Consider the following 21,280-nt stretch of genomic DNA (forward strand, 5'->3'; position numbering starts at 1 on the left):
GGCAATAAAAAACCCGCCGAAGCGGGTGGTAAAACGGGAAAACTAACGACAGTGCGTCAACCAGGCTGCCTCAAAATCGCGTGGGCTCATGCGGCCATCATTTTCGAGAACTACCATTTCCTTGGTTGCTGCGATAAATCTCCTGAAACCAACGTAGCCCCCAAACGAATTCTTGGAATTCACCTCGCCACAAAGCCCGTGCTGATTACGAAACTCAGCGCTGCCTGGATCTTTTAAGACTCCGCCCACAAATTCTCTAGCAACGCGCTGGTTTCTTATCTCAGCCATTGCGGCTGCACTTTCTGCCTTCTTCGCATCCGATTGCCCGCATGCTGCCATCAGCAGAAAAGCAGGAAGCATCAGTATCATTTTCTGCATTGGTCATTCCCTCGCACTCGAACAGGGAAGACTAACAAAACGCTAATTGGCCCGTCTTCCCGTCAGCGCCTGCCGCAGCTTATCCGCCACATTAGAGGCCTTCGGCTTGCCCTGCTGGCCCGAGGCCTTACCGCTGCCGAACGGGTTGGTCATCTGCGCCCACTCGATCCTGGCATCCATCGCCATGAACAGCTCAGGGAGCGGCGTAGACCAGGCCACATCAGGCGCCCAGCCCAGCCAGCCGGTGGCGATCCCATACAGCCGGTCGACGTAGCTGCCGTCTTCGACAGCGCTTACGCCGTCCCGGCTTGGTCGTTTCCCGGGTCACCGCCTCGCGGATTGTAGAGAGCGCCAAGGTACCTAGTGACTGACGGTGTCAGCCCTGCCACGCCTTCCTGCCAGACCTTCTCGGGCAGTGCTTCGGCAGCCTTTCCTTCCAGGCCAGCACCAGCGGCAATGATGAAGGCCACTGCATCCACGCCTACTGCATGCAGGGCTCCAGATGCCCCGCGCAGGCCGCCAAAGCGGCCCTCGATTGCGCGAACGGCCTTGAGGGTGGGCTGCAGGGTGAATTCCTCGTCACCCAGTTTCACGGTGACGGTACCGTGCAACGTATTGTTCATGGAACAGATCCTGCGTTGCGGGGCAGAAGCCCCAGGCGATTATGGGGTGACCGGTGCTGGCAGCAGCTCGAGGATGTCCGAGTTGATGCCGATGGTAACGTTGCGACGGACCACGTTGTCAGCAGCGCCAGGCGCCACCGTGTTGTTCATCACCTTCCCGCGCATGTAGAACGTGGTCGGGCTGATCGCCGGGGAGGCATCCGGGTCGCCGTCGTTGAGGGTGATTTTGATGTTGTAATCGCCCTTGCTGCGATCCTTGTGCGCAGTCTTGATGGCATTCTGGCCAGCATCGCCGTTGTCCAGACCGACGGTCAGTGTCAGGTCGCCAGCGTCGGCAGTGCCCTTGTACTTCCGCACGCGGCCGTTTTTCAGTGACGTGAAGTTCACGCTGCTGAAGGTATCGCCGAACTCGCCCAGATCCTCGATCTCGCCCACTTCGACGTAGGTGTCGGTCTTGTACTTGGTTTCGGTGTCTGCGCCGGTCTTGCTGCCGATGAAGAAGCGGCAGCCGGCGGCTGTGTTGAGGTTGTCGTCGGCCATGGGGGTTCCTCCAAAGGCACATTGGATAAAAGCCGCGGCGCGGCCGGTGGGTGATTCAGTGGGTGGTGATCACGCGGACGGTGATCGAGCCCTGGTAAGTGATACCGTCCGCGTCGCGCTGGGCGTCGGACTGCTCAACCCGGACGGAGACCGCGCGGCCCACCTCCAGCGGCAGCCGGCGCTCGTCGAGGGCCGCGATGACCTCGCCATTGATGCGTTTGACCTCGGCCTGGCCCACGGCATCGGACCAGACCGACAAGTACAGCAGGCGCGTTTCGCGCTTGCGGCCCGAGATCGGGCTGCTGTTGACCGATACCTCGCGGTCAATGGATACGTACGGCATGTCAGCGTTCAGCGGTGCGCCGTCGTAGATCGGACAGCTGACTTCAGCCTGAAGCCTGGCGAAAATGGCCTCCTGCAGGGCCAGTGATGGATCAGCCATTCCCTACTCCCAGGCTTGCCTTGCGCAGTGTGCGGCGTACTGCAGCTTCGATGTCAGCCATGACGTACTCCCGATTGACCTGCATTGAGGGGCGCAGCCATGGGTGGGCTGGCCTGGCCGGAATCGCTGGGTACTTGCCGAAGAAGTGCGTACCGTCGCTCTTGTTGGTGGCACTGCGGTTGCGATTCCCAGCGCGCTTGCCGCCGAGGTAGCCCTTGGTCCCGTACTCGATGAAGCGCAGGTAGAAGAACTTCCTGTTGTCGCGCTTGCCGCGGATGCCGATTTGAGCATCCAGGCCGTTGGGCGAAACATAAACCCGCAACGCGGCGGCGGCCGCCCCGGTGTCCTCGGGGATCAGCTGCCGCTGGGTCTCCAAGATCCGGTTCGCTGCCTCCAGCATCGCTGGCTGCAGCTCGTTATCCATCGTCTTGTGGATATTGCGCAGCGTCCTGCGCAGCCGGATGTCGCCGCGAATGCTCGACCGGCGCGCCATACGCTACTCCTTGGCTGGGTCAGCCTTCGCTGGCTTCGCGGCCTTGTCGTTTACTGCTTCGGCGTAGCCCCGAGCAATCAGGCCTTCGCCATAGGCATTGTCGACCTCGAACTCTTCGCCCTTCTCCCGCTCACCCGATGCGCCCGTCAGCGGGCCCAGTGCTCGAATTTTCATTGTTCACCTCATGGATTTGGGACCGATGAGCAAAGGAGCCTCATCAGCGAATTGTCGTTGTCAGGCAGAACTGCTTCGACTTTGTAGGTGACCCCGCGCCTTGTGATCCGCCAGCCGGCAGCTATGTCGGGGCGCGGCCTGGCGATAATCTCGGCGGTAACTACAGACGCCAGCTTCTCAGCTACTGGTGCCACCCTTCCGGTGGGGGTGCGAATCTCAGCCCACATGATTGGAGGGGTCGCCGGCAGCCATGTCACCGTCGCACCGCCAGACTTGTTCCGCTCTTCATGAGGGAACGCCACCTGGCAGCGGTTACGCAGCGGACCGGCCCTCATACACCCCACCCGATGCGGTGCGGGGTCAGGAGTGCCTCGGAGCCTTTCGGCATTTCAGTAGCAATGGTCCCGGTCACAACATCCTCACGGTTCGCGTAAAGGTGGCCGAGAATCAGCAGGCAGGCAGCCTTGATCTGCTTGTTGATGACCATGGGGTAATCGCCAGCATCCCCGCCGGCGACAGCCTCATCCAACGCCTGCGGGTCGGCGTAGAAGCGACGATTCAGATAATCCATCGCCTGCCCTTCGGCCGCCTCGATCAGGAGTTCAAGGTAAGCGTCATCGTCGTCAGGATCCCGCAGGTGATGCCGGACGATGGTCATGCTGATGACCGGCATATCGCTACTCCCTCAGCGGCTCGAACGATGCTAGCTTCCGCTCCACCAACTCCTCTGCATGCCGACGTGGCACTACATAACCCGGGCCTCCGCGGCGACGTAGTTCGCCCTCATCCATGTAGGACCGCATCGGGTAGACCTGAAGAGTTGCTGGATTAGGGTTAGCCGCAACCTGTTCCTCGCCAACTGGCTGGGCGATATCGTCGCCACTCTCAGCCACCGCCTGCCCGTTCTGTCCTACGCCTTCCGATGCCCCCGCTTCAGAAGCGGAGGCTTCGGCACTGGTGCTCAGGTCGGTTGCTGAGACGTTCGATCCAGGCCCCGAGTTTTCCGGTGCTTCTGGCCGTGTCTGCTCTGTGCTATATCCCGAGCCCGGATCAGTTTCAGAAGCGCCCGATTCGCCAGGATTTGGCGACACTGCATCACCAGGTGAGAGGGTCAAAGCCCCATCTTCAGGCTGGCTGCCGCTCGTTTCAGCGGTCGAGGCAGTATCCTGCGGCTCAACCGTGGACTCTTGTTTTTCCTGTTTACGTGCCATATGAGTGCTCCAGTGGGGCGCTTTTACCGGCGCCTCATCGTGGGAGGTTTAGGGGGTGACGGTTGTAAGCGGGCCGGTCACGAAAGCCTCTTCGCGATAGATCGCAAAGGCCAGTCGCTCTTCTGCCCGAATGGTCGCCATGTTTTTCTCGAAGTCGTCACCGTTCTCGGTCGAGATCAGCACTTCGATTTCCATGCGGTCGAAGATCTGGGCGCCGAGTTTGAACGCACCGACGAGGAAGTCGTTCTGTGTCATGGCCTGGGTAGAAACCACAGGGCGATTCCAGAGTTTCGCGTTGGTGCCTTCCTGAGGCTGGCCGATGATGTAGCGGCCTTCCCCGTCCTTGGTCAGCTCAATGGTCGCCCAGTCAATCGGGTTGAGCACGATGCCGTCGGATGGAAACTCGGCCAGTTCGGCCTGCAGCAGCGCCAGGCGCAGGCGGTCAATGCGCTGCTCGCCCACTACAGCTACACCAGCCGGGGCGGCGTACAGTTGAGCAACGGTCATGAGGCCCTGCAGGTTCACGCCGGTGCCGTTGCCGTAAAGCAACTGAGCTTCTTCCGCCATGGTGAGGCCGTAGCGTGCACGACCGTCAATATAGCTCTGCAGTGCCTTGGCATCGTCCAGCATCTGGCGGCTGGCTTTGAACAAATGGGCGATGGTCCGCACGTTCGCAGTGGCCAGGCCGAAGGTCAGATCGGAGTACGGCTTGGCCGTGTTCTCCGCCACCGTACGGGCGTTGTTGGTGAAGCCGGTTTCACGGACGTACTCGATGGAGTTCGATTCAGTGGTTCCCGGAGCAACCAGGTCGCGGACGGTCAATCGGCGTTGAGGCGGGGCAATGATCCCCGGCAAGCGCTGAGTCTGCACCAGGTCACCACCGGTTGCGGTGGTGATGGCCGCGCGCGGCACGGAGACCCGACGAGAACCACGGAAGGACGAGTTCATATCCTTCATTTCTTCGCTTTCGATCACGAGAACGCCGACCGATTTCTGGGGCTCTTCCTGATGGCTGCGATCCCGGCTTGCGTTGACAAGCTTCTGCTCGGCCTCGCCCAGGCGCGCCTGAAGCTCGCCTTGCTTGGTCAGCAATTCATCGACCTTGGCGCGGGTTTCGGTATTCATTTCACCGGAGGCTTTGATTTGCTTTTCGGTCGCCTCGGCCTGGCTTTTGATCTGATCGCCAATGCCCTTGAGGCTGGCGTTGAGTTCTTTGACTTGGGCTTCAAAGTCCATGGTCACTTTCCTTTCAGAGAATTGAGGAGGTTGGTTGCCGCGCTCAGAGAGGCGGAGAGGTCTGGCGCGACAGCGCGGGGCTTATCGGGCGGGGCAGCGTTATGCGTACCCCCGCCGGCAGCGCGAGGCATGCCGGACTTGAAACTGGCGAATAGTTCTCGGCGCTCGGAGCGAGGCATGCCGCCCTTGGCCAAGGCTACATCCATGGCCTTGAGTGCATTGGCTTGGGCGGCATCTTCGGTTTCGCGCTCGGTGACCTCGGTGGACGACAGCAGCCCAGTAGCCAGGCCAAGCTCCACGGCACGCTTGCCACGGATGTAGGTTTCGTCGTCCATCAGTTCGGCCATGTCCTCTGCCGACTGCCCGCTAGTCTCGGCATAGAGATCGGCCATCGCGGCATCGAACTCCTCCATGTCGGCGGCGATATCGCGCAGGTAGTTGCGATTTCCGGCGAGCCAGGTCCAGCAGTTGTGGATCATGAGAAAGGCGCTACTGGCCACCTCTCGCTTTTTGCCAGCCAGGAAGACAATCGAAGCAGCGCTGGCCGCCATGCCGAGCACCTTGGTGGTGACCTCATGACTGTGCTCTTGCAGGCGGTTGTATATAGCAATGCCTTCGAACATGTCGCCGCCGGGCGAATTGATGTAAACGGTGACGTCGCGCTCGCCGATAGCACGCAGCGCGGCATCGATTCGTTTCAGCGTGACCCCCTCGCCGTACCAGTCTTCACCGATCACTCCGTACACCGTGATGGTGTCCGATGTGTTCTCAACGGCCGCCTGGATCGCGGGATTCCACTTGTCGAGCGCGCGCGGGCTCATCTCGCTGCGCAGGCCGCGAGACTGGATCTTGTGTTTCATGGATTACTCCCGAGATTTGCTTTCCGGCTCTTGCAGCCAGTTCATCAGTGCGGCCCGTGCGGCCTGACCATCGTTTTGCTTGCCCAACTGGTCCAGCGGCACCAGGTTCGATTGCACGGTCAGTACATCGCCACCAGGCATGCTGGGAAGATTCTCTTTCCGCCGCCCCTCGTTTCGGGTCAGGTAGCCGTTCTGCCCCATCGTACTGAGATAGGCCGCACGGCCCGCGCTATCCGCACGCAGGAATGCTTCAAGCGAGTACTCGGCATAAAACTTGATCCGGTCAACCGCCGTCATGCACCACTTGTTCACGCACTGCTCGATTGGCGCTGTGAAGGACATGATGCAGTAGGTGAGAAACGCGATCTGCTGCTGCTCCAGTCCTGTGCCCCAGTTGCTGCCCTTGTCGGTCTTCATCACCATCCAAGGTGGGACCCCGAACCAGCGGCAAATTTCCTCGATGCTGTGCCCTCTCGACTCCAGCAGTTGCGCATCGGCGGGGTTGATGCCGATCATTTCCGGCTTCACACCCTGCTCGAGCACGGGGCTCTTGCCGGCATTCAATGCTCCGGAGATCGTCTTCACGTATTCACGAAACTCAACGCGCTGAGCGGGGTTCAGCGTCTTGTCCACCGAAAACGCGACAGTGGGCATCATGCCGTTGCGGAAGGTACTGTTAGCGGCATCGTCTGCCGACATCGCCGAACCGAACACATCCGCGCCGTATCGAATAGCTGAAAGGCCGACTCGGCCATCCAGGGTAAAGGCCGGAATGTGCAGCATGTCCTGCCGCTGGATTTCTCGGCGGGCGCCCTTTCGGGGCCTGAAGAAATACCTGAGTCGTCCATCATCGTCGAACTCGAGGTCGACTCTCGATGGCATCAGAAAATCCAGGGCGATGACGCGACCAGCAGAGCGGTGGATCTCGCAATAGGCGTTGCCCCAGAGCAGCATCGAAGCGACGACTGCCTGCCAAAAATGGAAGGCGGCCATGTCTTCGTTGGGGCTGTTGTGCACCACGTCGTACAACGGGAAGTCGCGAGCGCTCTCTCGGCTGCCATCCGGCATGCGCCGGTAGATGCTCAGCGGCAAGCCAGCCACCGAGGTCGAAATGATGCGGACGCATGCCCATACCGTGGACAGACGCATGGCCTTATCGACGCTGACTGACTTTCCACTACTGGACTGGGCGCCGTTAAAAGCACTCCAGAAACCTCCATCGGACAGCTTGATAGTCTTGCCCAGCCATTCACTCATACTGGCTGAAGGCTTGGTGGCAGCAGCCCCCAACGCCTGCGATAGGGTTCTAATCACTGACAAGCCCTCTGCGGATGAAGCCGGCGATGCAGAAGAAGCTCAGTGATCCCGCCAGCAAAGCCCAGCCGGTACCGGCCAGCATCCAGACCCCGCCGCATGCCAGGCAGAAAGCGATCACTGCGCAGGCGATGAAAATATGAAATGCGTTCATGCGATCAGTGGATCCCGAATGCCTGCCATGAAATTGTCCATTCCGCCCCTGCCCTCTGGATTCAGGCTCAGCAGCGAAACGGCGTTGAATGTAGCCATCAGCGGGTCAATCTTTGCGGTGCCCGATGCTTGCTTGGTGATCAAGAAGGCGTTGGCTGAAGGCACGCCCTTGGCATTTCCGCAGGACCAGGCCATGAGCGGCTGACCACAATGGAGCAGCGTGCCCTCGGCAAGCTTGCGTTCCGTCGTTTTGATTGCGCCGGTGAGCTTCCAGCCTTGAGAGATCCCCACGATCTTGTCTTCCTCAACGCCTGCATCCGCAAGCGCGTCGAGTACTGCACCGATGCCGGCCGGGTCGAGACCGACTTTGTCGAGTAGCCCGGTGTCGTTGACGCGGGCCACGATGGCCGCGAATTGCTCAACGTCATCACCTATTCGATCCACAATGGTGATGTCGCCAGCCTTTTCTAGATCCCTCAAGCGCGGCGCTTCTGACTTGCGGCGCTCCAGCACCGAAGGGTGCGCCCAGGCGTGAGCCCAGTGGAACCACCTGCGGGTTCCCGCCTCCCGACCCATCACGGCAAGACCGAGCAGGTCATCAAGACCACCGCCGTCACCGCCAACATCAATGACCTCGCATCGCGTGAGGATTTCATCGAGATTGAGCCACGCTGAAGCTTGCGCCTCCCAAAACTCCGCCCCGACCCAAGCGTCGGACATCAGCGCAAGGCCGATCTCGATGTTGAGGTGTTTGGCCAAGAAGCCGCGCAGCTCAGCCTCGCCGTCCAGCTCAGCCTGCATAAACAGGCGCTCAAGCGTAGGCCGGTCAACGGAGTAATCGATGTTCGGATTGACCAGGTGGAAGTTCTCAGGCTTCCGCGCCTCGCCGCTCTTGATCATCTCCTGAGAGAACTCATAGATGATCGGCAAGAAGCGGTTGTCGTCGATCCGGCCATCACGCACGCCGCGTGCATAGTTGAGCTTGGAGCGGAACACACCGGCCGGCGGTTCGTTCGATTGGGTCGTCAGCCAGATGATGAAGCCTTCAGGTCGCGACAGCAGACCGCCAGTAGCCTCGCGAATCATGTCAGCGGCTTTCGGGTTCTTCCCGAACAGCCAGGCCTCATCGATCAGGACGCCGACCGCCTTCTTGCCGCCAACCACGTCGCTATCCGCAGCCACCACCTTCAAGGTGGCGCCGGTCTCGCGATGGGTGATCAACCGCAGGTGCGGCTGCACATGCAGCAGCGCTTTCAGCTCGTCATCGTTGTTGACCATGTCTTTGGCCGGGATGAACGAGTTGTCGGCAATCTCTTTGGTCGGCGCGAGGATGATGAACTCAGCAGAGAGGCGCCAGTTGCGGATCAGCGCCGTCAGCATGATCCCGGCGGCGATCGTCGATTTACTATTTTTCTTGGGGATGCAAAGCATCACCTCCCGAATCAGGCGCTCGCCGGTCTCGCTGTTGTAGCTGCCGAAGATGGCCCCGGCGAATGCCAAGACCCACGGTGCGCAGGCGGCCTCAATGGTGGGGCTGCCCGGGGCATCGACGATTTTCAGCCCCTTGAACACATCGAGGCCGGCTTCAGCTTCTTCTGGAAACAGCGGCTCAGGGATGATTGATTCGCCCGCAGCCAGGCACCTCCACCAATCCGGGCAGGCTGTTGTCCATTGCATAGGTCAATTCTTCACTACGGAGAGGGGTGGCTTGCCCTGGGAGTACTTGCCTTTACCGACCTGTTTGGCGGCCTCCGCCTTCTGCTCTTTCTTGCCCTGGTCGGCGACCTTGCCATGCACATAAGGCATCAGCGTCTTGGCCGCTTCCAGTCGCATACGCAGGTCGGCGCCTTCGGCATTCATTAGCTCAGTCAGGAAGGCGCGCGGATCGTCGGTCTCGGTTAGCGACAGGTCATCAGCCTGCTGAACCTGCGGCTGTTCAGCTTTAACTTTTCGAGAGGGTTTAACCTCGGTGCTGGAAGCCTGCTTTTGCTTCAACCGGCGTCCGACTTCAGCAAGGACATCGGGGTCCTTCGCAAGCTTGGAGCCCGCTTGCGACGCGGTCTTCTCGGAATATTCAGCGGCGAGCGCCGCCTCGCGATTTGTGGCCCCCGACAGCAAAGCGTCAACAAACCGCCGCTTCTTGTCGGTTAAAGCCATGGTTAACTTTTCCTGAAACGGGAAAAAATGTGTACGTGGGGTCGGTGGCGGTCTAGCTAGATGAGAATCCCTAGCTTTTGACCCCCTACCCCTTTCGCAGCACGTCACTGTCGTGCCTCTAGCTCGCCGCGCCGGGTTTCGGCGATCCGCTGAGGGGTCAGCTACCCTGCCCCGCCGCCTCCTTGGCCTGCTTGACGGAGTCGTGACAAGGCTTGCAGAGACTCTGCCAGTTGGTCTGATCCCAGAAGAGAATCATGTCGCCACGGTGAGCAACGATGTGGTCGACAATCCTGGCGGCGGTTGTGCGTCCGTTCCGCTCGCAGTAGATGCACAGCGGGTTGTCACGCAGATACTGCTCTCTCGCCTTCTGCCATCGATAGTCGTAGCCACGCTGAGAGCTGGTCATGCCGCTTCGCCAGCTGCCGGGCGTGACTAGCTTGACGCGTGAGCCTGCGCTTTCCTTGATGCGTGATCCCAGCGTCTTGAGCCTAGCCATTAGCGCACCTCTAAAGCATAAATGAGTGGATGCGCCGATCAGGAAGCTTTACCTATCGCATCGACTGACAACGTTCGGAAATGCTATATGGCACATCATCAGAACCATTCGTCCAGTGCTCGCAGGCGATGAAGCGCGTGTTTGTACTGACACAGCAAGGAGTAACCAGACCGAGCAGTTCCAGCAACGCTCATTTGGTAAATCCCTTCACAATCCAATTTGACATACTCTTTCCACTGGGATTGAGAAGCTTTGAGTAGAACAGGGACTTGCTCATAAGACGAAAACCTGTCGGGGTGCTCAATCATCTGCAGAGCGTCAGCCATTTTTTCTTGGTACTTGAGCTCAACTTTCTCGTTAGCAGTACGCACCATTGTCAGAAGACACATATCGCTGTCATGCGTGGTATGAACATCTGGGCGCCGCAGGCACTCCTTCCAGACAGCTTCAGCCTTTGCAGCGAACTGACGAACCGCTTCGTCCAACTCTTCCTCGCGTCCAACATCGGCGTGGACAACACTCACCACAAGCAACGATCCTATAGAGATCGCTTTAAAAAAATTCCTCACGTGCCTCATTCCTTGATATGGCTGTTGGAACGCTGCATGGTCCTTCAAAAATAGGCAGCGCGCCACGATAAGGTGATGATGCATTTCGTGGCGCGACTATGGCGATACTCGATTTAGGGCTTCATCGGCCTTGTCTGCCGCCTGCGTCGCAGTAGTCGCGGCCTTCGAAGCCTTAGCGGCGGCATTGCCGGTCTGGCGGGCCAGTTCATCCAGCCGCAGATCGCGCTGCTCTGTGGCTGCGTCATAGGCCTTGCGCACCTCAGCGACCTGCTCCAGATACACCCTTGCCAGAGCCCATTGCGCCAGTTGGTAGCCACTGAAGCCGCCACCAACCACCAGCAGCAAGGCAATGACCCAAACCTCAATGCGCCTCCACCAGCGGCGGGCTATGAATTCCACTGCGCATCTGTCCATTACGTGGTACCCCCAAGCTTGATGCGCAGGCGGGCGATCTCATCGCTTTGAAGAGTTACCCGCTCCGTGAGGCTGGCAACCTGGCTAGTCAGCGCCTCGATTTTCCCTTCCATACGACCGACGGTTGCGGCCAGATCGTTGCGTTCCTTGGCAAACTGATCGGCGCGGGCCTCAGCAAGCTTGCGGGCCTCACGCTCGGAGTCGAGCAGTTCATTCAACCGGCGGACTGTGCCGATATCGGCGTTATCCATGGCTCGGTCGGCGGCATCCTTCGAGAGGAACTTGCGCAGCCACAGGAAGCCACCCAGCAAAACGGTGCCCGTTCCGCCCAGCCAGGTGGCTGTGCCTGGGCCGAGGTCGGTCGGGTCCATTGATACTCCAGAACGAAAAAAGGCCCGCCATCTTGGCGAGCCGTTGGAATGGGTGCGGAGGGCCGGCGCTTCCCGGCTTATTGGTCTGGATCGCTGGGTCACATACCCCAGACTCTCATCGCGTTGTCCATCAGTGACCGCACGGGTTTGACTGAACGCCACTACCGACTTAGCCCAGCTGCCTGGGCACGTCATCCGCACAAAGATAACCCTAGGCGCATCTTTTATCTTGCGTCTTATACGCCTAGAGGTATAATAACTCCATCAACTACACAAGGAGACGGAGGTGCAAAGCAGGCAGTTGATCAAGGAGCTTGAAGCAGCTGGATGGGTTCTAAAACGTGTCACCGGAAGCCACCACATCTTCAAACACCCTAACAACCCGAACTCGATACCAGTGCCACACCCAAAGAAGGATCTACCAATCGGCACGGTAAAGAGCATCAAGGAACGAGCCGGGTTGAAATAACCCGGCTTCACCCTTTGCACCTCTGCAGGAGATGACCATGCAATACCCAATCTGCATCGAATGGGGCGACGAGAACACCGCCATCGGTATCCAGATCCCTGACATTCCAGGCGCTGTAACTGCGGGCGACACCTTCGAGGAAGCCTATTCCTCCGCTGTCGAGGTCGCTCATATCATGCTGGAAGAGATCGCAAGCAACGGCCAGGCCATCCCAATGCCAACCAGCGCAGCAGCGCACCGGGGCAATCCCGATTTCGCTGATATGGGCTGGGGCATGCTGGAAATCGACATCACCCCTTACCTGGGGAAGACCGAGAAGGTCAACGTCACACTGCCAGGGTTTGTGATCCAGCAGATTGACCGGTACGTGCGAGACCACAATGTGAAAAGCCGGTCTTCGTTCTTGGCAGATGCCGCCATGGAAAAGCTGGGCCGCTAGAAACAGCAAGCCCCGCTCGATGCGGGGCTTGCAGTGTTATTTGGCTTTCTCGAGCTCGTCGTGCCCCGCCCAAGTCAAACTAAAGTTATCCATATCACGGTTTTCCGGCTCTTCAACAAATCTCAGGAAATTCGCCGAAACAAGCAATTCCAAGTGGTACTCCACAAGGAGAAGGGAGCCTTCAAAGCTTAACTGCTTGTTCTGCTGGCTGAAGTGAGCCTGTAATTCAGATCGGAACAGTCCAGCACCGTCTACGTCGTGTTCCTCGATCAGGTGCAAAAGCTTGTGCGCAATCGCTTTGTTACGTTTCATGCTTATCCCTCAGCTGATGACAGTTTGCCATCCTGAGCATAACCAAAGTGCTTCAAATGAAAAACCCCGGCTGAAATGGCCGGGGTTCTTGGGTTTGTGCGCTTAGCCCCGCTTACGGAGCTGGTATAGCAGACGCTGAATCTCGCCTCGATCAATGTAGGCCTTCATCCCTTCAAAGAACGCGACAACATTGTGGCTCTGCAGCGCCTGGTAAAGCTCTTCTCCGAAGACCGTCCTTCGCTTGCAATTCAAAATTGCCAGGCTTTGAGTACCCTGAGGCGTGTCTTCAAGAAGGCCAACTCCTTCAAGATCGATAGCAACATCCTCGGCGTACCGCATGAATCCATCAACAGGAGGTATATCTGCAGGCAGAGACGCCTTCGATTCACTGTAATACCCGGCAGCAATGACTCCTGGCACGAAGCTTTGGCTCTCAGTGGCGCCACCGAGAAGCCGTTTGATCAGCTCCCACATTTCCATGTGATGAAATTTCCCTACTCAACATACAAAAACCCGACACGGGGGCCGGGCTTTGGGTAATCACTCCTCAACACGCGCAGGAATGACAGGATGGAGAAATAATCGGCCATACGGCCATTTGCTGTCAAGCGGCGTTTTCCATCGACAGACCTTCGTAGCTCAGGATGTCGGCAGCAGCCTTCAGTGCTTCTTCGGCCATCTGCTTCAGCACGTCTTCGATGTCCTTCCTCCAGCGGCGGCGAGTTCGCTCAGGCCGAGCATCCGGGTCCCACCGGTTAATATCGTAGAACTGAGCCGGCAACACGATCATGTCGCTGGACCGCTTTCCCTCGGTGCCCTTCATCTTCGGGATCGCCCAAGCCGTCACCGCACTGGTGATGAACAGCTTCGGAGCATGGGAGGCAACCATGGGGATCAGGCGGCTGATCGACTGAACCTTTCGCCCCTTGTGCGTGCTGAACCTCGCCACCAGGACATCCCAGTGCCGCGGCTTCAGCTGGCTGTGCAGCCTGGCGAACACCCAGCAGTCAGCATCCATACGGCTGATTTCGCCGCGCTCCACCGACCTGCTCAAGGTAGCCATGTCGTGTCCGTCTTCGCTGCCGGGCTCGTATAGCTTCTGCCAAGCCTGCTTGCTGGTATTGTCGATCGCTTCTGCAGCCAGGGCCGAGACGACCGCCGCGAGTACGCTGCTGTAAATCATGTCCTTCCCCCTCAATCCCCGGTGTAGTTGGCGCGCCCAGCACCCCGCTGGTTGCTTCCCTGATATGTAACCTCAGGCCCGGATGCCTGAGGGTTCTTCAACTGCTCGATCTGCCGGAGCGCTGCCCGAAGCCTCATGCTGAGCTGGGTCACCAGTTCATCTAGGGCCAAGGCCTCACCTGTTGCAGCTACCACAAAGCCCGAGGCGTTGCAGTGGTCGCATGGCAGTTCGTGAAACACGCCCTGAATGACCGCTCTCCCACGGCACAAAGGGCACTCGCCCAGCTCGGTCACGGCCTTCTTGAAGGATGGGCCGTGGCGCTTCCTCATGCGTTGGACGCCTTTACCCAGCGCCGTACCGACAGCTCGCACCCCATCTTCAAGCAGACCCCGTTGGCCATTCCCCGATGGGTTGCCCGACGCCCACAGCCGCAGTTGCAGCGCCGACGCGACTTCGAATCAACCTGCTCCTGATAGCAGATCTGCCCAGGCAGCCCGCCGACAAAACCCCAAACCTCCATCCCGCCGCGCATTGCCGCCGATCGGGCCGCTGGAGACATCGTGTTCAAGTCGGCCACGGCCGGCCCAGGGTGCTTTCCAGTCATTTCGAATCCTCGCTAATCACTAATTCGCTAAGGTCGCCCGAGGCCTCGCCGCCATTGGCTTGTGGCGATTTCTGCGGGATTTCAAATAAGGCCTCTTTAAGGCCGTGGATGGCGGTGAAACCGATCCGGTCAAGCCACGCATGCCACTTCTCCAGAGCCAACTTGCGCTGCTCCATGGCCTGCGTGTGGATGTAGGTGCTGGCGATCTTGCCCAGCGTGTGGTTCAGCAGCATCTCGCCGATGTGGCCATCGATGCCGAGGTCGGTCCAGGTGGTGCGCGACACCTTGCGCAGATCGTGGCTGGTCCACTCGCCCTGCCCCAGGCGGGTGAACACCATGCTGGCTTGGGTCTCGCTCAGGTAGTGACCACGGCGATTCGGGAACAGGTAGACACCTTCATACCCTCGGGCCTGTTGAATGGCCCGGTACCGGATCAGCAGCGCCTTGACCTGAACGGTCAGTGGCAGGCGGTGCTCGGTACGGGTCTTGGTGTGAGCAGCAGGAATGAACCACTCGGCAGCAGCCAGGGTTACATCGCTCCAGCGGGCCATTCGGGTTTCGCCGATTCGGGTACCGTGGGACAGCATCATCAGGGCCAGCATGGCGTCGTGCGGGGTCGCCTCGAATGCCTGGGTCAGTTGCTGCATCAGCTCGGGCAGGTGTACACCACGCAGGCGGGAAGCCTTTGGGGCTATTCGTGCCTTGGTGAAGTCACTGAAGCGCACTCCGGTCAGAGGATTGCTGTCGATCATCTCCAGCTTCAGGGCTTGGCGGAAGGCGGTCAGCAGCATGCCGAACATCTGCCGCAGATAGGACAGCGATAGCTTGGCCTGGGCCGGCCAGATCAGGTGCTTGTCGATCAGCTCGGCGGTGACGTACTTGACTGGCAGATCGCCCAGGCATGGGCGCAGGTGCTGCCCGATGGCGGAGCGAGCGGCGGCCTTGCGTTTTGCAGACAGCGAGCGATCACGCCCCATGCGGTCGACGTACCAGTCGAGCAGTTGGCCCAAGGTAGCCATGCCCGAAACCACAAGCGCGGTACCCGGGTCACGCAGCAGGCGCTGACGCAGAGCGGGCAGTTCGGCAATCACTGCTGCTACGGTTAGGTCTGGCCATCGGGCGACCCGCACCCACTGCTTGCCGCGCACCAGGTGCCAGGTACCGCGCTCCCGGTTGCTCCAGAAGCGCAGGTACAGGCCGGGGTGACGCGGATCGCGCAGGTCACGCACCGACTTGTCGGCGGACTGTCGGCGAATCTCGGCCTCACTGAATTTCACTTCGCGGGTCGCACTCATGCAACCACCACCGCCTCGGCCAGCAGGATCGCCTGGGTTCGCATCACTCCTTCGGCGTGGTAAAGGCGCGCCGTCTTTCGGTCTACAGACTTGCTACGCCCGTCACAGGCATCGTGGCAAGTGCTGCATGCCCAGGCGCCCTGCAGATCATGCGGCTTGCTGCCGACGCCACAGGTGCCAGCCATGCGGTAATGCGCCAGGACGGTGGTTTCCGGGTTGCCGTTGCAGACGCCCGGGATGCGCACCTGGCATTCCCGACCGCGAGCGGCCTTGGTCAGTTTTGTTTGGCGCACAGAAACGCCTCCTTGCAGATTGATTAATCAGCGCCCCGCCAAGCGCGCACGCATGGCTGCCAGGGCAGAGTTCCCGACTTGCGGGGTACGTGGTGCGGTAGCCTCCGCGGGGAGTGCCAGTGGCATCTTTTGCAACGGCTCACCAGCCATAAGCCGCCGAACCGCGATGGTGTAGTTGCGCTCGAACAGCTTCGCGCTGGCATCGGATGGCAGTTTGTAGAGGTTCTCGAATCCGCACTCCCTGGCCGCGTGCCACACCGCGTCGTGACTCCACTTGCCCCGGCCTGCCATCGCAGGATGGGCATTGCGAGTTGCTTCGCGAAAGGCGGCCTCCACGGCTGGAAGGCCGAGCATTTCTGGCGACGGCTGGCACCACTGGATGAACTCGCCGGGCGGCGGGATGAACGCTGCTCCCGATTGGCGGCAGCGCATCAGCCCAAACTGCAACTGCTCTGGATTGCAGATGCCAGCCTCAAGGAACGCGGTCAGCCATTGCTGCTTTGAGGCGTCGTAGGTGACCTGGTCAGGCCACGCCTGCTTCCAAGCGGTGCAGATCGAGCGCAGATCGCGGAACAGATCGTTGATTACCTTCGCTGTCTTCCGGTTTAGCTCGGCCTTCACTTCATCGGGAAGCTCATAACCAGTAGGGATGTGCTGGCCGGACTGAACCTTGGCCCACAGGCCGTGCGTGAGAACTGCGGCTGGGTTCATTGGGCACTTCCTTGCTCGATCCATGACGTATCACTGTCATCGAGCTGCTGGCCACCAGGCCCTGCCCTCAGAGGAACGACCTTCGCTGCATTCGCAAGGTCGCGCTTTCTCCAGCCGACCAGGTCGGCGATCCACTGGCTCTCGGTTTTCGCCAGCCCCTTCGCGTCGTGATGGACGACAAAGCCCGAAATGGCCTTCTCCGAGAATTCCTCGATGGCCACCCCTGAACGCTTGGCGTAAGCCTCAAGCTGAACCTGGTCGGGGATCCAGTCGAGGAACATCGCGAACGGCTCACGCGGAGAGTGTGTCTTACTTCCCTTCCCTTCCCTTCCGGGGGTGAGGTCTCGATCACCGCTAGACGAACCTTCGCCGACTTCTCGGCGAGCGCTCTGCGAAGGCTCAACGAACTCAGGGTGCTTTACAGTAGGTCTATCGATCTTCTGGTGGTGCCATCCGTTGACGTGAAGGTACTGCTTCGATGCCGCCTCGTAGATGGTGATCAGTCGGTTCGATACCAGCTCAGCGAGCAGCCCTTCCACCGCTAACGCAGTGATGTCGTCGCCAGGGAAAACTAGAGCTTTGATGGTCTTGGGGGACATCGGATGGTTGCCTGCGTCGTCGCAGAAGTTCCAGATCCCGATGAACAGGAGTCGAGCCATCGCCGAGCACTCCATGACCTGTTCGCTGGTCCAGAACTCAGGCTTGATGGTACGGATACGTGCCATTACGAACGCCCTCCATGACTGACAGCCTGACGCGTCAGATTTGGCGGAATGCCAAAACCTGACGTGGAATGCGTGGTATTGCCTGCATCGGCCATGCGGTGCATAATCGACCTCGATGTTTGTTGTAGAGAAGCCGCCCCGCCAGGCGGTTTTTTTTCGTCTGCAATTCCTGTACTGGATGGATTCGCAGGTGTTTCAGTCATCTACTGGCGCAACGCCACGCGATGCACAATGCTCATCACGAAGCAGCCTCATCCTCTGGCGGATACAGGTCTGGCCGAAGCTGATGGCGCGTCACTTGCCCGCTAACAGCCTTTTCAAATGGGATGACCAGATCAGCCGGCACCTTTTGATTCCGGTGAACGCATTGCCAGATTCTCGGCTGACTCGTATTGCATCTCCTTGCGAGTTCGGCCTGGCCGCCGGCCAAGCGCACCACCTCGTCAATTGGTCTTTCTGTGTTCGGCATGTCTATGTGCCTCAATGGATCGTTGTCCCGATGATAACTCAAGTTATAGATAAGGCAAACACATGTTATTTGATGACTAATAACGCGTGTTTTACCCTTGAAGGCATGACTAAAGCCCCCGAAGCACTCAAAGACCGAATTCTCGAAAGGCGCACAGCACTGGGCCTGAGCCAGTCACAGCTCGCGGAAAAAGCAGGCGTTAGCCAGGTGACCATCCAGCATCTGGAGAGCGGCCGAAATTCCACCTCAAAAAAGCTGCTCGACATCGCAAGAGCTCTTGGCGTGACAGCAGAGTGGCTCGGCTCCGGTGAGGGGTCCGCTCGAGCTGCGAGTAATGTTCAGCCACTGAGCATTGAGCCGGAGTCATTCCGCTATCCGGTGATCAGCTGGGTGGCTGCAGGTGCTTGGGCTGAAGCAGTTGAGCCCTTTCCTCCTGGGTACTCGGATCGATACGAGCTGTCCGATTACGACTCAAAGGGCGCTGCGTTCTGGCTTGAAGTGAAAGGCGACTCAATGACCTCGCCAGTTGGAACAAGCATTACCGAGGGGATGCTGATCCTGGTCGATACAGAAGCCGAAGCCACGTCTGGAAAGCTGGTCATTGCTAAGCTCGCCGACAGCAATGAGGCAACCTTCAAGAAACTGGTCGAAGATGGAGGGAGGCGTTTCTTGAAGCCTCTCAATCCTGCCTACCCAGTTGAGATGTGCATGGAAGGTTGTCGCATCGTGGGGGTGGTGGTGCGGGCAATGATCAAGCTGTGACAATTTAGATCCAGAAGAACCCGGCAATCACGCCGGGTTTTTTATGCCTGGCAAAATCAGCCTGATTGAATAATTTACCCGTAGCGTCACTTTACATGCGGGCAACTATTGCAATCCGAATCCACAACGGATAACTGTATGCACATACAGTACAAGGAGTTGTCCGTCATGCTTCCCCTCGCTTTATCTCATTCCCCTTCTCTTTCGTATGAGCGCCTTGGCCATAGGGTCCAGCAGGCCATCGCATCGCCTCACGTGCAGAAAAGGCAGTTTGTAGAAGTCAGGCCCAACCCAGATGAGTGCCCTGCCGACTGGAGGCGATTGATCTCAGACCTGGAAGAAACCACTGGAGTGAAGATTGAGACGCTGGAATCAGGCTTCATTCGGATCGGATGGCGAGAATTCACTGAAGCATGAGCATAAGCCCGCATAACGCGGGCTTTTTTTTGGTTGGATTTATAACTTGAGTTATTGACATCTTGAAAACCTAGGTTATGATTCATCCCATAACACAGGTTATAGGCAGCGCAGGCGGCCACCGCTCTTTACAAAACCAGACGTGACCACCTCGACGCACCCAGGCCATTACCTGGGTCGGGACAAGCTAAGTCGTCGACCACGCAGCCTCTGGATAGCTGCCGGACTCCCCCATGGGAGGACGCCAAACCATGCAGCCAGCCGGGAAGAACACCGAACACGAAATGTGTGACCCGGCCAGGTGGGGATAGCCGCGGCAACAAGCATGGGGCGGAAATCAGATTTCACTGGCTGGCCTTGGCGACAGGGCCAGACGGGAAATCAACCAGGAGAGAAGCTATGAAGCGTGCTGAATATGAAGACCTTGAAGGTTATGCAATGGCGGTCCTCATCGGCTTGCTGAGCCAGGGAGGGACTGATCACAACGAAGCTCCAGCCAAGGCTTTCGATATTGCCGAAGCATTCCAGCAAGAAAAGCTGAAGCGCATCGGCGACAAGCCCCCTTTTGACAGCTGAACCAAAACACCACGTCAGCCTGACGAAAACTGCCCGATCTACCTGGTTCCCCATCACCAGGCTGCATCGGTGTGTGATCTGGATGCGCAGGCTGATGCGCAAATCGAACCTCGTTTGGCAGCTACTGAGGCATATCGAGTTAGGCGCCAATGCCGGAGATAAGCACCGGCCAGATCACACACCCATGCAGCCATTAAGGCGCGCCCTCATGCGTTTTACAGCTCGTAACACCCACCATCATGCATATTAAGTCGGCTGAATTGGTCGTGACGTTCGCCCTCCCCTGGTCCGGGAGGTACACGGCAGCGAGCGTCACGACCAATCCAGCCCAACGGAAGTGAACTCAAATGGCGAAGTCGTTCAAGCAAATGATCAAGGATGGCGAGGTGCGGCGCGCCGATGCCATGAAGGTTCAACTGGAGGATCTGCACGAAGAGCTAGGTTTCAACCTCCGCACCGAAGGCGATGCACTCGAAGCGAGCATCAATGCTCTCGCAGAGTTCATCGCAGCAGGCGGTCAAATCCCTCCGCTGGAAGTCCGCCCACGGGCCGAAGGTGGTGTTTGGCTGGTTGATGGTCACCGCAGGCGCCGGGCGCTGTTGAAGCTAGATGCCGAGGGCCGTCTTCCACGGACGCCCAACAAAGATAGGCCCGAAGCACTGGAAGCCTGGGTGCCAGTGATCGCTTTCGAAGGCAGCGATGCCGATCGAGTGGCACGCATCATCACTAGCCAGGAAAACGAAAAGCTCTCCCCCTTGGAGCTGGCTGAAGGCTACAAGCGCCTCCGAGCTTTCGGTTGGTCGGTGGAGCAGATAGCCACCAAGGTCGGCAAGACACGACAGCACGTCGAGCAGGTGCTCACTGTCGGCAACGCAAACACTGACGTGCAGAACTTGGTAGCTGCCGGCCACGTTTCAGCTACGACAGCTGCACAGGTCGTTCGCGAACACGGAGACGGTGCTGGCAAGGTGCTGGGAGCCGAACTAGAGAAAGCCCAGGCAAGCGGCAAGAAGCGAGTTACTGCTGGTTCGATGAAAGGGCCTTCGATACCGAAGCCCAGGCTTGAAGCGGTGCACACCGCATCACGCAATTTAATTGCATCGCTGGACTCGATCGATGAGGACAGCCGGTCCCTTACCATTCCCACTGCGCTTGTCCTGCAGCTGCGCGAAGCCCTGGATGGCGCCAAGCCGAGATAGACGCTTATGGACACGATCACGCGAGGCAAATGGATTGGCAACCTCGGCATGCTTCTAGCGCCGCGCGAATTGGAAGCGCTGCTCTGGGTTGCCCAAGACCTGACCACTAAGGAAATCGCTCGCTTGATGCAGGTATCGCCTGGCACCGCTGCGAACGGCATTGAGCGAGCGATCTTCAAACTGAAAGCCAAACGGCGCCTGGACGCGGTGATGAAGGCTTGGGACAAGAAAATAATCAGCCCGCTCTGCATCCTCCTGGCGTGCCTCATCAGCATGCATGCCGCCATCAATGACAGCGACCCCATGCGCCGCGACCGCCGCGCGCCGGAGCGCCGCACCGCCCAAGTTCGAATCGTTCGCAGGGCTGAAGCCTTGGAACTCCATGCCTGACCAAC

The 21,280-nt window shown here is 59.0% G+C and carries 37 protein-coding genes; 8 read left to right on the forward strand and 29 right to left on the reverse strand.

Annotation, left to right across the window (positions count from 1 at the left end; genetic code table 11):
• Window positions 1-42: 42 nt before the first annotated feature.
• From CKW22_RS14980 to CKW22_RS15065, 20 genes are all read right to left on the reverse strand, one after another.
• Entirely contained in the window at window positions 43-378 is a 336-nt protein-coding gene (locus CKW22_RS14980; RefSeq protein ID WP_095064315.1) for a hypothetical protein, read from the reverse strand.
• A gap of 42 nt (window positions 379-420) precedes the next feature.
• The gene (locus tag CKW22_RS14985) at window positions 421-564 is read right to left on the reverse strand and encodes a hypothetical protein (RefSeq protein WP_371851085.1); all 144 of its coding nucleotides are present in this window, start codon (window positions 562-564) and stop codon (window positions 421-423) included.
• Window positions 565-671: 107 nt separating this feature from the next.
• A complete protein-coding gene (locus tag CKW22_RS14990; protein ID WP_095064316.1) occupies window positions 672-1,001 on the reverse strand; it encodes a hypothetical protein in 330 nt (109 codons plus the stop codon).
• Window positions 1,002-1,040: 39 nt separating this feature from the next.
• Window positions 1,041-1,541: a hypothetical protein gene (locus CKW22_RS14995; RefSeq protein WP_095064317.1), complete on the reverse strand. Its 501-nt coding sequence runs from the start codon at window positions 1,539-1,541 to the stop codon at window positions 1,041-1,043.
• 55 nt (window positions 1,542-1,596) lie between these two features.
• Entirely contained in the window at window positions 1,597-1,983 is a 387-nt protein-coding gene (locus CKW22_RS15000; RefSeq protein WP_095064318.1) for a DUF3168 domain-containing protein, read from the reverse strand.
• Complete coding sequence (locus CKW22_RS15005) at window positions 1,976-2,476, reverse strand: HK97-gp10 family putative phage morphogenesis protein (RefSeq protein ID WP_095064319.1); 501 nt, start codon at window positions 2,474-2,476, stop codon at window positions 1,976-1,978. Before CKW22_RS15005 ends, CKW22_RS15000 begins: the two co-directional genes overlap by 8 nt.
• Before the next feature lie 3 nt (window positions 2,477-2,479).
• The gene (locus CKW22_RS27550; RefSeq protein ID WP_177447945.1) at window positions 2,480-2,650 is read right to left on the reverse strand and encodes a hypothetical protein; all 171 of its coding nucleotides are present in this window, start codon (window positions 2,648-2,650) and stop codon (window positions 2,480-2,482) included.
• 8 nt (window positions 2,651-2,658) lie between these two features.
• Entirely contained in the window at window positions 2,659-2,985 is a 327-nt protein-coding gene (locus tag CKW22_RS15010) for a phage head closure protein (RefSeq protein ID WP_095064320.1), read from the reverse strand.
• Complete coding sequence (locus CKW22_RS15015) at window positions 2,982-3,323, reverse strand: head-tail connector protein (protein ID WP_095064321.1); 342 nt, start codon at window positions 3,321-3,323, stop codon at window positions 2,982-2,984. Before CKW22_RS15015 ends, CKW22_RS15010 begins: the two co-directional genes overlap by 4 nt.
• Before the next feature lie 4 nt (window positions 3,324-3,327).
• The gene (locus CKW22_RS27290) at window positions 3,328-3,861 is read right to left on the reverse strand and encodes a hypothetical protein (RefSeq protein ID WP_143500741.1); all 534 of its coding nucleotides are present in this window, start codon (window positions 3,859-3,861) and stop codon (window positions 3,328-3,330) included.
• 48 nt (window positions 3,862-3,909) lie between these two features.
• A complete protein-coding gene (locus CKW22_RS15020) occupies window positions 3,910-5,097 on the reverse strand; it encodes a phage major capsid protein (RefSeq protein ID WP_095064322.1) in 1,188 nt (395 codons plus the stop codon).
• Between the two features lie 2 nt (window positions 5,098-5,099).
• On the reverse strand, window positions 5,100-5,957 hold the full coding sequence (locus tag CKW22_RS15025) for a head maturation protease, ClpP-related (RefSeq protein WP_095064323.1): 858 nt from the start codon (window positions 5,955-5,957) through the stop codon (window positions 5,100-5,102).
• A gap of 3 nt (window positions 5,958-5,960) precedes the next feature.
• The gene (locus CKW22_RS15030) at window positions 5,961-7,271 is read right to left on the reverse strand and encodes a phage portal protein (RefSeq protein ID WP_095064324.1); all 1,311 of its coding nucleotides are present in this window, start codon (window positions 7,269-7,271) and stop codon (window positions 5,961-5,963) included.
• Window positions 7,264-7,425 (reverse strand): hypothetical protein, encoded by a 162-nt coding sequence (locus CKW22_RS27555; RefSeq protein ID WP_085983377.1) that lies wholly within the window; start codon window positions 7,423-7,425, stop codon window positions 7,264-7,266. Before CKW22_RS27555 ends, CKW22_RS15030 begins: the two co-directional genes overlap by 8 nt.
• Entirely contained in the window at window positions 7,422-9,101 is a 1,680-nt protein-coding gene (locus CKW22_RS15040) for a terminase large subunit (protein ID WP_095064325.1), read from the reverse strand. Before CKW22_RS15040 ends, CKW22_RS27555 begins: the two co-directional genes overlap by 4 nt.
• 3 nt (window positions 9,102-9,104) lie before the next feature.
• Window positions 9,105-9,581 carry a terminase small subunit gene (locus CKW22_RS15045; RefSeq protein ID WP_095064326.1) on the reverse strand — a complete coding sequence of 159 codons (477 nt, stop codon included), beginning with the start codon at window positions 9,579-9,581 and terminating at the stop codon, window positions 9,105-9,107.
• A gap of 157 nt (window positions 9,582-9,738) precedes the next feature.
• Complete coding sequence (locus tag CKW22_RS15050) at window positions 9,739-10,077, reverse strand: HNH endonuclease (RefSeq protein ID WP_095064327.1); 339 nt, start codon at window positions 10,075-10,077, stop codon at window positions 9,739-9,741.
• Between the two features lie 98 nt (window positions 10,078-10,175).
• Complete coding sequence (locus tag CKW22_RS15055; protein WP_095064328.1) at window positions 10,176-10,646, reverse strand: lysozyme inhibitor LprI family protein; 471 nt, start codon at window positions 10,644-10,646, stop codon at window positions 10,176-10,178.
• Window positions 10,647-10,742: 96 nt separating this feature from the next.
• Window positions 10,743-11,060, reverse strand: a complete 318-nt coding sequence (locus CKW22_RS15060; RefSeq protein WP_095064329.1) for a hypothetical protein — start codon at window positions 11,058-11,060, stop codon at window positions 10,743-10,745.
• Entirely contained in the window at window positions 11,060-11,431 is a 372-nt protein-coding gene (locus tag CKW22_RS15065; protein ID WP_095064330.1) for a chemotaxis protein, read from the reverse strand. The genes CKW22_RS15060 and CKW22_RS15065 overlap by 1 nt, the downstream gene beginning before the upstream one ends.
• Before the next feature lie 286 nt (window positions 11,432-11,717).
• Between CKW22_RS15065 and CKW22_RS15070 the strand changes: the two genes are divergently transcribed.
• The gene (locus tag CKW22_RS15070; protein ID WP_016715573.1) at window positions 11,718-11,900 is read left to right on the forward strand and encodes a type II toxin-antitoxin system HicA family toxin; all 183 of its coding nucleotides are present in this window, start codon (window positions 11,718-11,720) and stop codon (window positions 11,898-11,900) included.
• A gap of 37 nt (window positions 11,901-11,937) precedes the next feature.
• Entirely contained in the window at window positions 11,938-12,339 is a 402-nt protein-coding gene (locus CKW22_RS15075) for a type II toxin-antitoxin system HicB family antitoxin (RefSeq protein WP_095064331.1), read from the forward strand.
• Between the two features lie 36 nt (window positions 12,340-12,375).
• Here CKW22_RS15075 and CKW22_RS15080 read toward each other — a convergent pair whose 3' ends face one another.
• The 4 genes from CKW22_RS15080 to CKW22_RS27865 all read right to left on the reverse strand — a co-directional run bounded on the left by CKW22_RS15080 (window position 12,376) and on the right by CKW22_RS27865 (window position 14,163).
• Window positions 12,376-12,651, reverse strand: coding sequence for a hypothetical protein (locus CKW22_RS15080; RefSeq protein ID WP_095064332.1), 276 nt, complete (start codon window positions 12,649-12,651; stop codon window positions 12,376-12,378).
• Between the two features lie 102 nt (window positions 12,652-12,753).
• Entirely contained in the window at window positions 12,754-13,131 is a 378-nt protein-coding gene (locus CKW22_RS15085) for a hypothetical protein (protein ID WP_095064333.1), read from the reverse strand.
• 124 nt (window positions 13,132-13,255) lie between these two features.
• Window positions 13,256-13,834 (reverse strand): hypothetical protein, encoded by a 579-nt coding sequence (locus CKW22_RS15090; RefSeq protein ID WP_095064334.1) that lies wholly within the window; start codon window positions 13,832-13,834, stop codon window positions 13,256-13,258.
• Window positions 13,835-13,845: 11 nt separating this feature from the next.
• Window positions 13,846-14,163: a hypothetical protein gene (locus CKW22_RS27865; protein WP_095064335.1), complete on the reverse strand. Its 318-nt coding sequence runs from the start codon at window positions 14,161-14,163 to the stop codon at window positions 13,846-13,848.
• On the opposite strand from CKW22_RS27865, the gene CKW22_RS27480 reads away from it, so the two are divergent.
• The gene (locus CKW22_RS27480) at window positions 14,149-14,307 is read left to right on the forward strand and encodes a hypothetical protein (protein WP_160015187.1); all 159 of its coding nucleotides are present in this window, start codon (window positions 14,149-14,151) and stop codon (window positions 14,305-14,307) included. The two genes, CKW22_RS27865 and CKW22_RS27480, sit on opposite strands and share 15 nt — an antisense overlap.
• Before the next feature lie 127 nt (window positions 14,308-14,434).
• Here the strand turns inward: CKW22_RS27480 and CKW22_RS15105 are convergent, their stop codons facing one another.
• The 5 genes from CKW22_RS15105 to CKW22_RS15125 form a co-directional block, all read right to left on the reverse strand.
• The gene (locus CKW22_RS15105; protein ID WP_095064336.1) at window positions 14,435-15,733 is read right to left on the reverse strand and encodes a site-specific integrase; all 1,299 of its coding nucleotides are present in this window, start codon (window positions 15,731-15,733) and stop codon (window positions 14,435-14,437) included.
• Entirely contained in the window at window positions 15,730-16,026 is a 297-nt protein-coding gene (locus CKW22_RS15110) for a DUF1364 domain-containing protein (protein ID WP_095064337.1), read from the reverse strand. The genes CKW22_RS15105 and CKW22_RS15110 overlap by 4 nt, the downstream gene beginning before the upstream one ends.
• 27 nt (window positions 16,027-16,053) lie before the next feature.
• Window positions 16,054-16,737 (reverse strand): replication protein P, encoded by a 684-nt coding sequence (locus CKW22_RS15115; protein WP_095064338.1) that lies wholly within the window; start codon window positions 16,735-16,737, stop codon window positions 16,054-16,056.
• A complete protein-coding gene (locus tag CKW22_RS15120; RefSeq protein ID WP_095064339.1) occupies window positions 16,734-17,462 on the reverse strand; it encodes a DnaT-like ssDNA-binding domain-containing protein in 729 nt (242 codons plus the stop codon). Before CKW22_RS15120 ends, CKW22_RS15115 begins: the two co-directional genes overlap by 4 nt.
• Before the next feature lie 238 nt (window positions 17,463-17,700).
• On the reverse strand, window positions 17,701-17,931 hold the full coding sequence (locus tag CKW22_RS15125; RefSeq protein ID WP_081717229.1) for a YdaS family helix-turn-helix protein: 231 nt from the start codon (window positions 17,929-17,931) through the stop codon (window positions 17,701-17,703).
• A gap of 72 nt (window positions 17,932-18,003) precedes the next feature.
• On the opposite strand from CKW22_RS15125, the gene CKW22_RS15130 reads away from it, so the two are divergent.
• The 5 genes from CKW22_RS15130 (at window position 18,004) to CKW22_RS15145 (ending at window position 21,275) form a co-directional block, all read left to right on the forward strand.
• On the forward strand, window positions 18,004-18,693 hold the full coding sequence (locus tag CKW22_RS15130; protein WP_371856423.1) for a LexA family protein: 690 nt from the start codon (window positions 18,004-18,006) through the stop codon (window positions 18,691-18,693).
• Between the two features lie 168 nt (window positions 18,694-18,861).
• Window positions 18,862-19,110 (forward strand): DUF1654 domain-containing protein, encoded by a 249-nt coding sequence (locus CKW22_RS15135; RefSeq protein WP_095064389.1) that lies wholly within the window; start codon window positions 18,862-18,864, stop codon window positions 19,108-19,110.
• 399 nt (window positions 19,111-19,509) lie between these two features.
• Window positions 19,510-19,686 carry a hypothetical protein gene (locus tag CKW22_RS27560; RefSeq protein ID WP_177447947.1) on the forward strand — a complete coding sequence of 59 codons (177 nt, stop codon included), beginning with the start codon at window positions 19,510-19,512 and terminating at the stop codon, window positions 19,684-19,686.
• A 347-nt stretch (window positions 19,687-20,033) separates the two neighbouring features.
• A complete protein-coding gene (locus CKW22_RS15140; RefSeq protein ID WP_095064340.1) occupies window positions 20,034-20,885 on the forward strand; it encodes a ParB N-terminal domain-containing protein in 852 nt (283 codons plus the stop codon).
• 6 nt (window positions 20,886-20,891) lie between these two features.
• Entirely contained in the window at window positions 20,892-21,275 is a 384-nt protein-coding gene (locus CKW22_RS15145) for a response regulator transcription factor (RefSeq protein ID WP_095064341.1), read from the forward strand.
• Window positions 21,276-21,280 lie beyond the last annotated feature (5 nt).

This window comes from Pseudomonas sp. Irchel s3f19 (assembly GCF_900187555.1).
GTDB lineage: Bacteria > Pseudomonadota > Gammaproteobacteria > Pseudomonadales > Pseudomonadaceae > Aquipseudomonas > Aquipseudomonas capeferrum.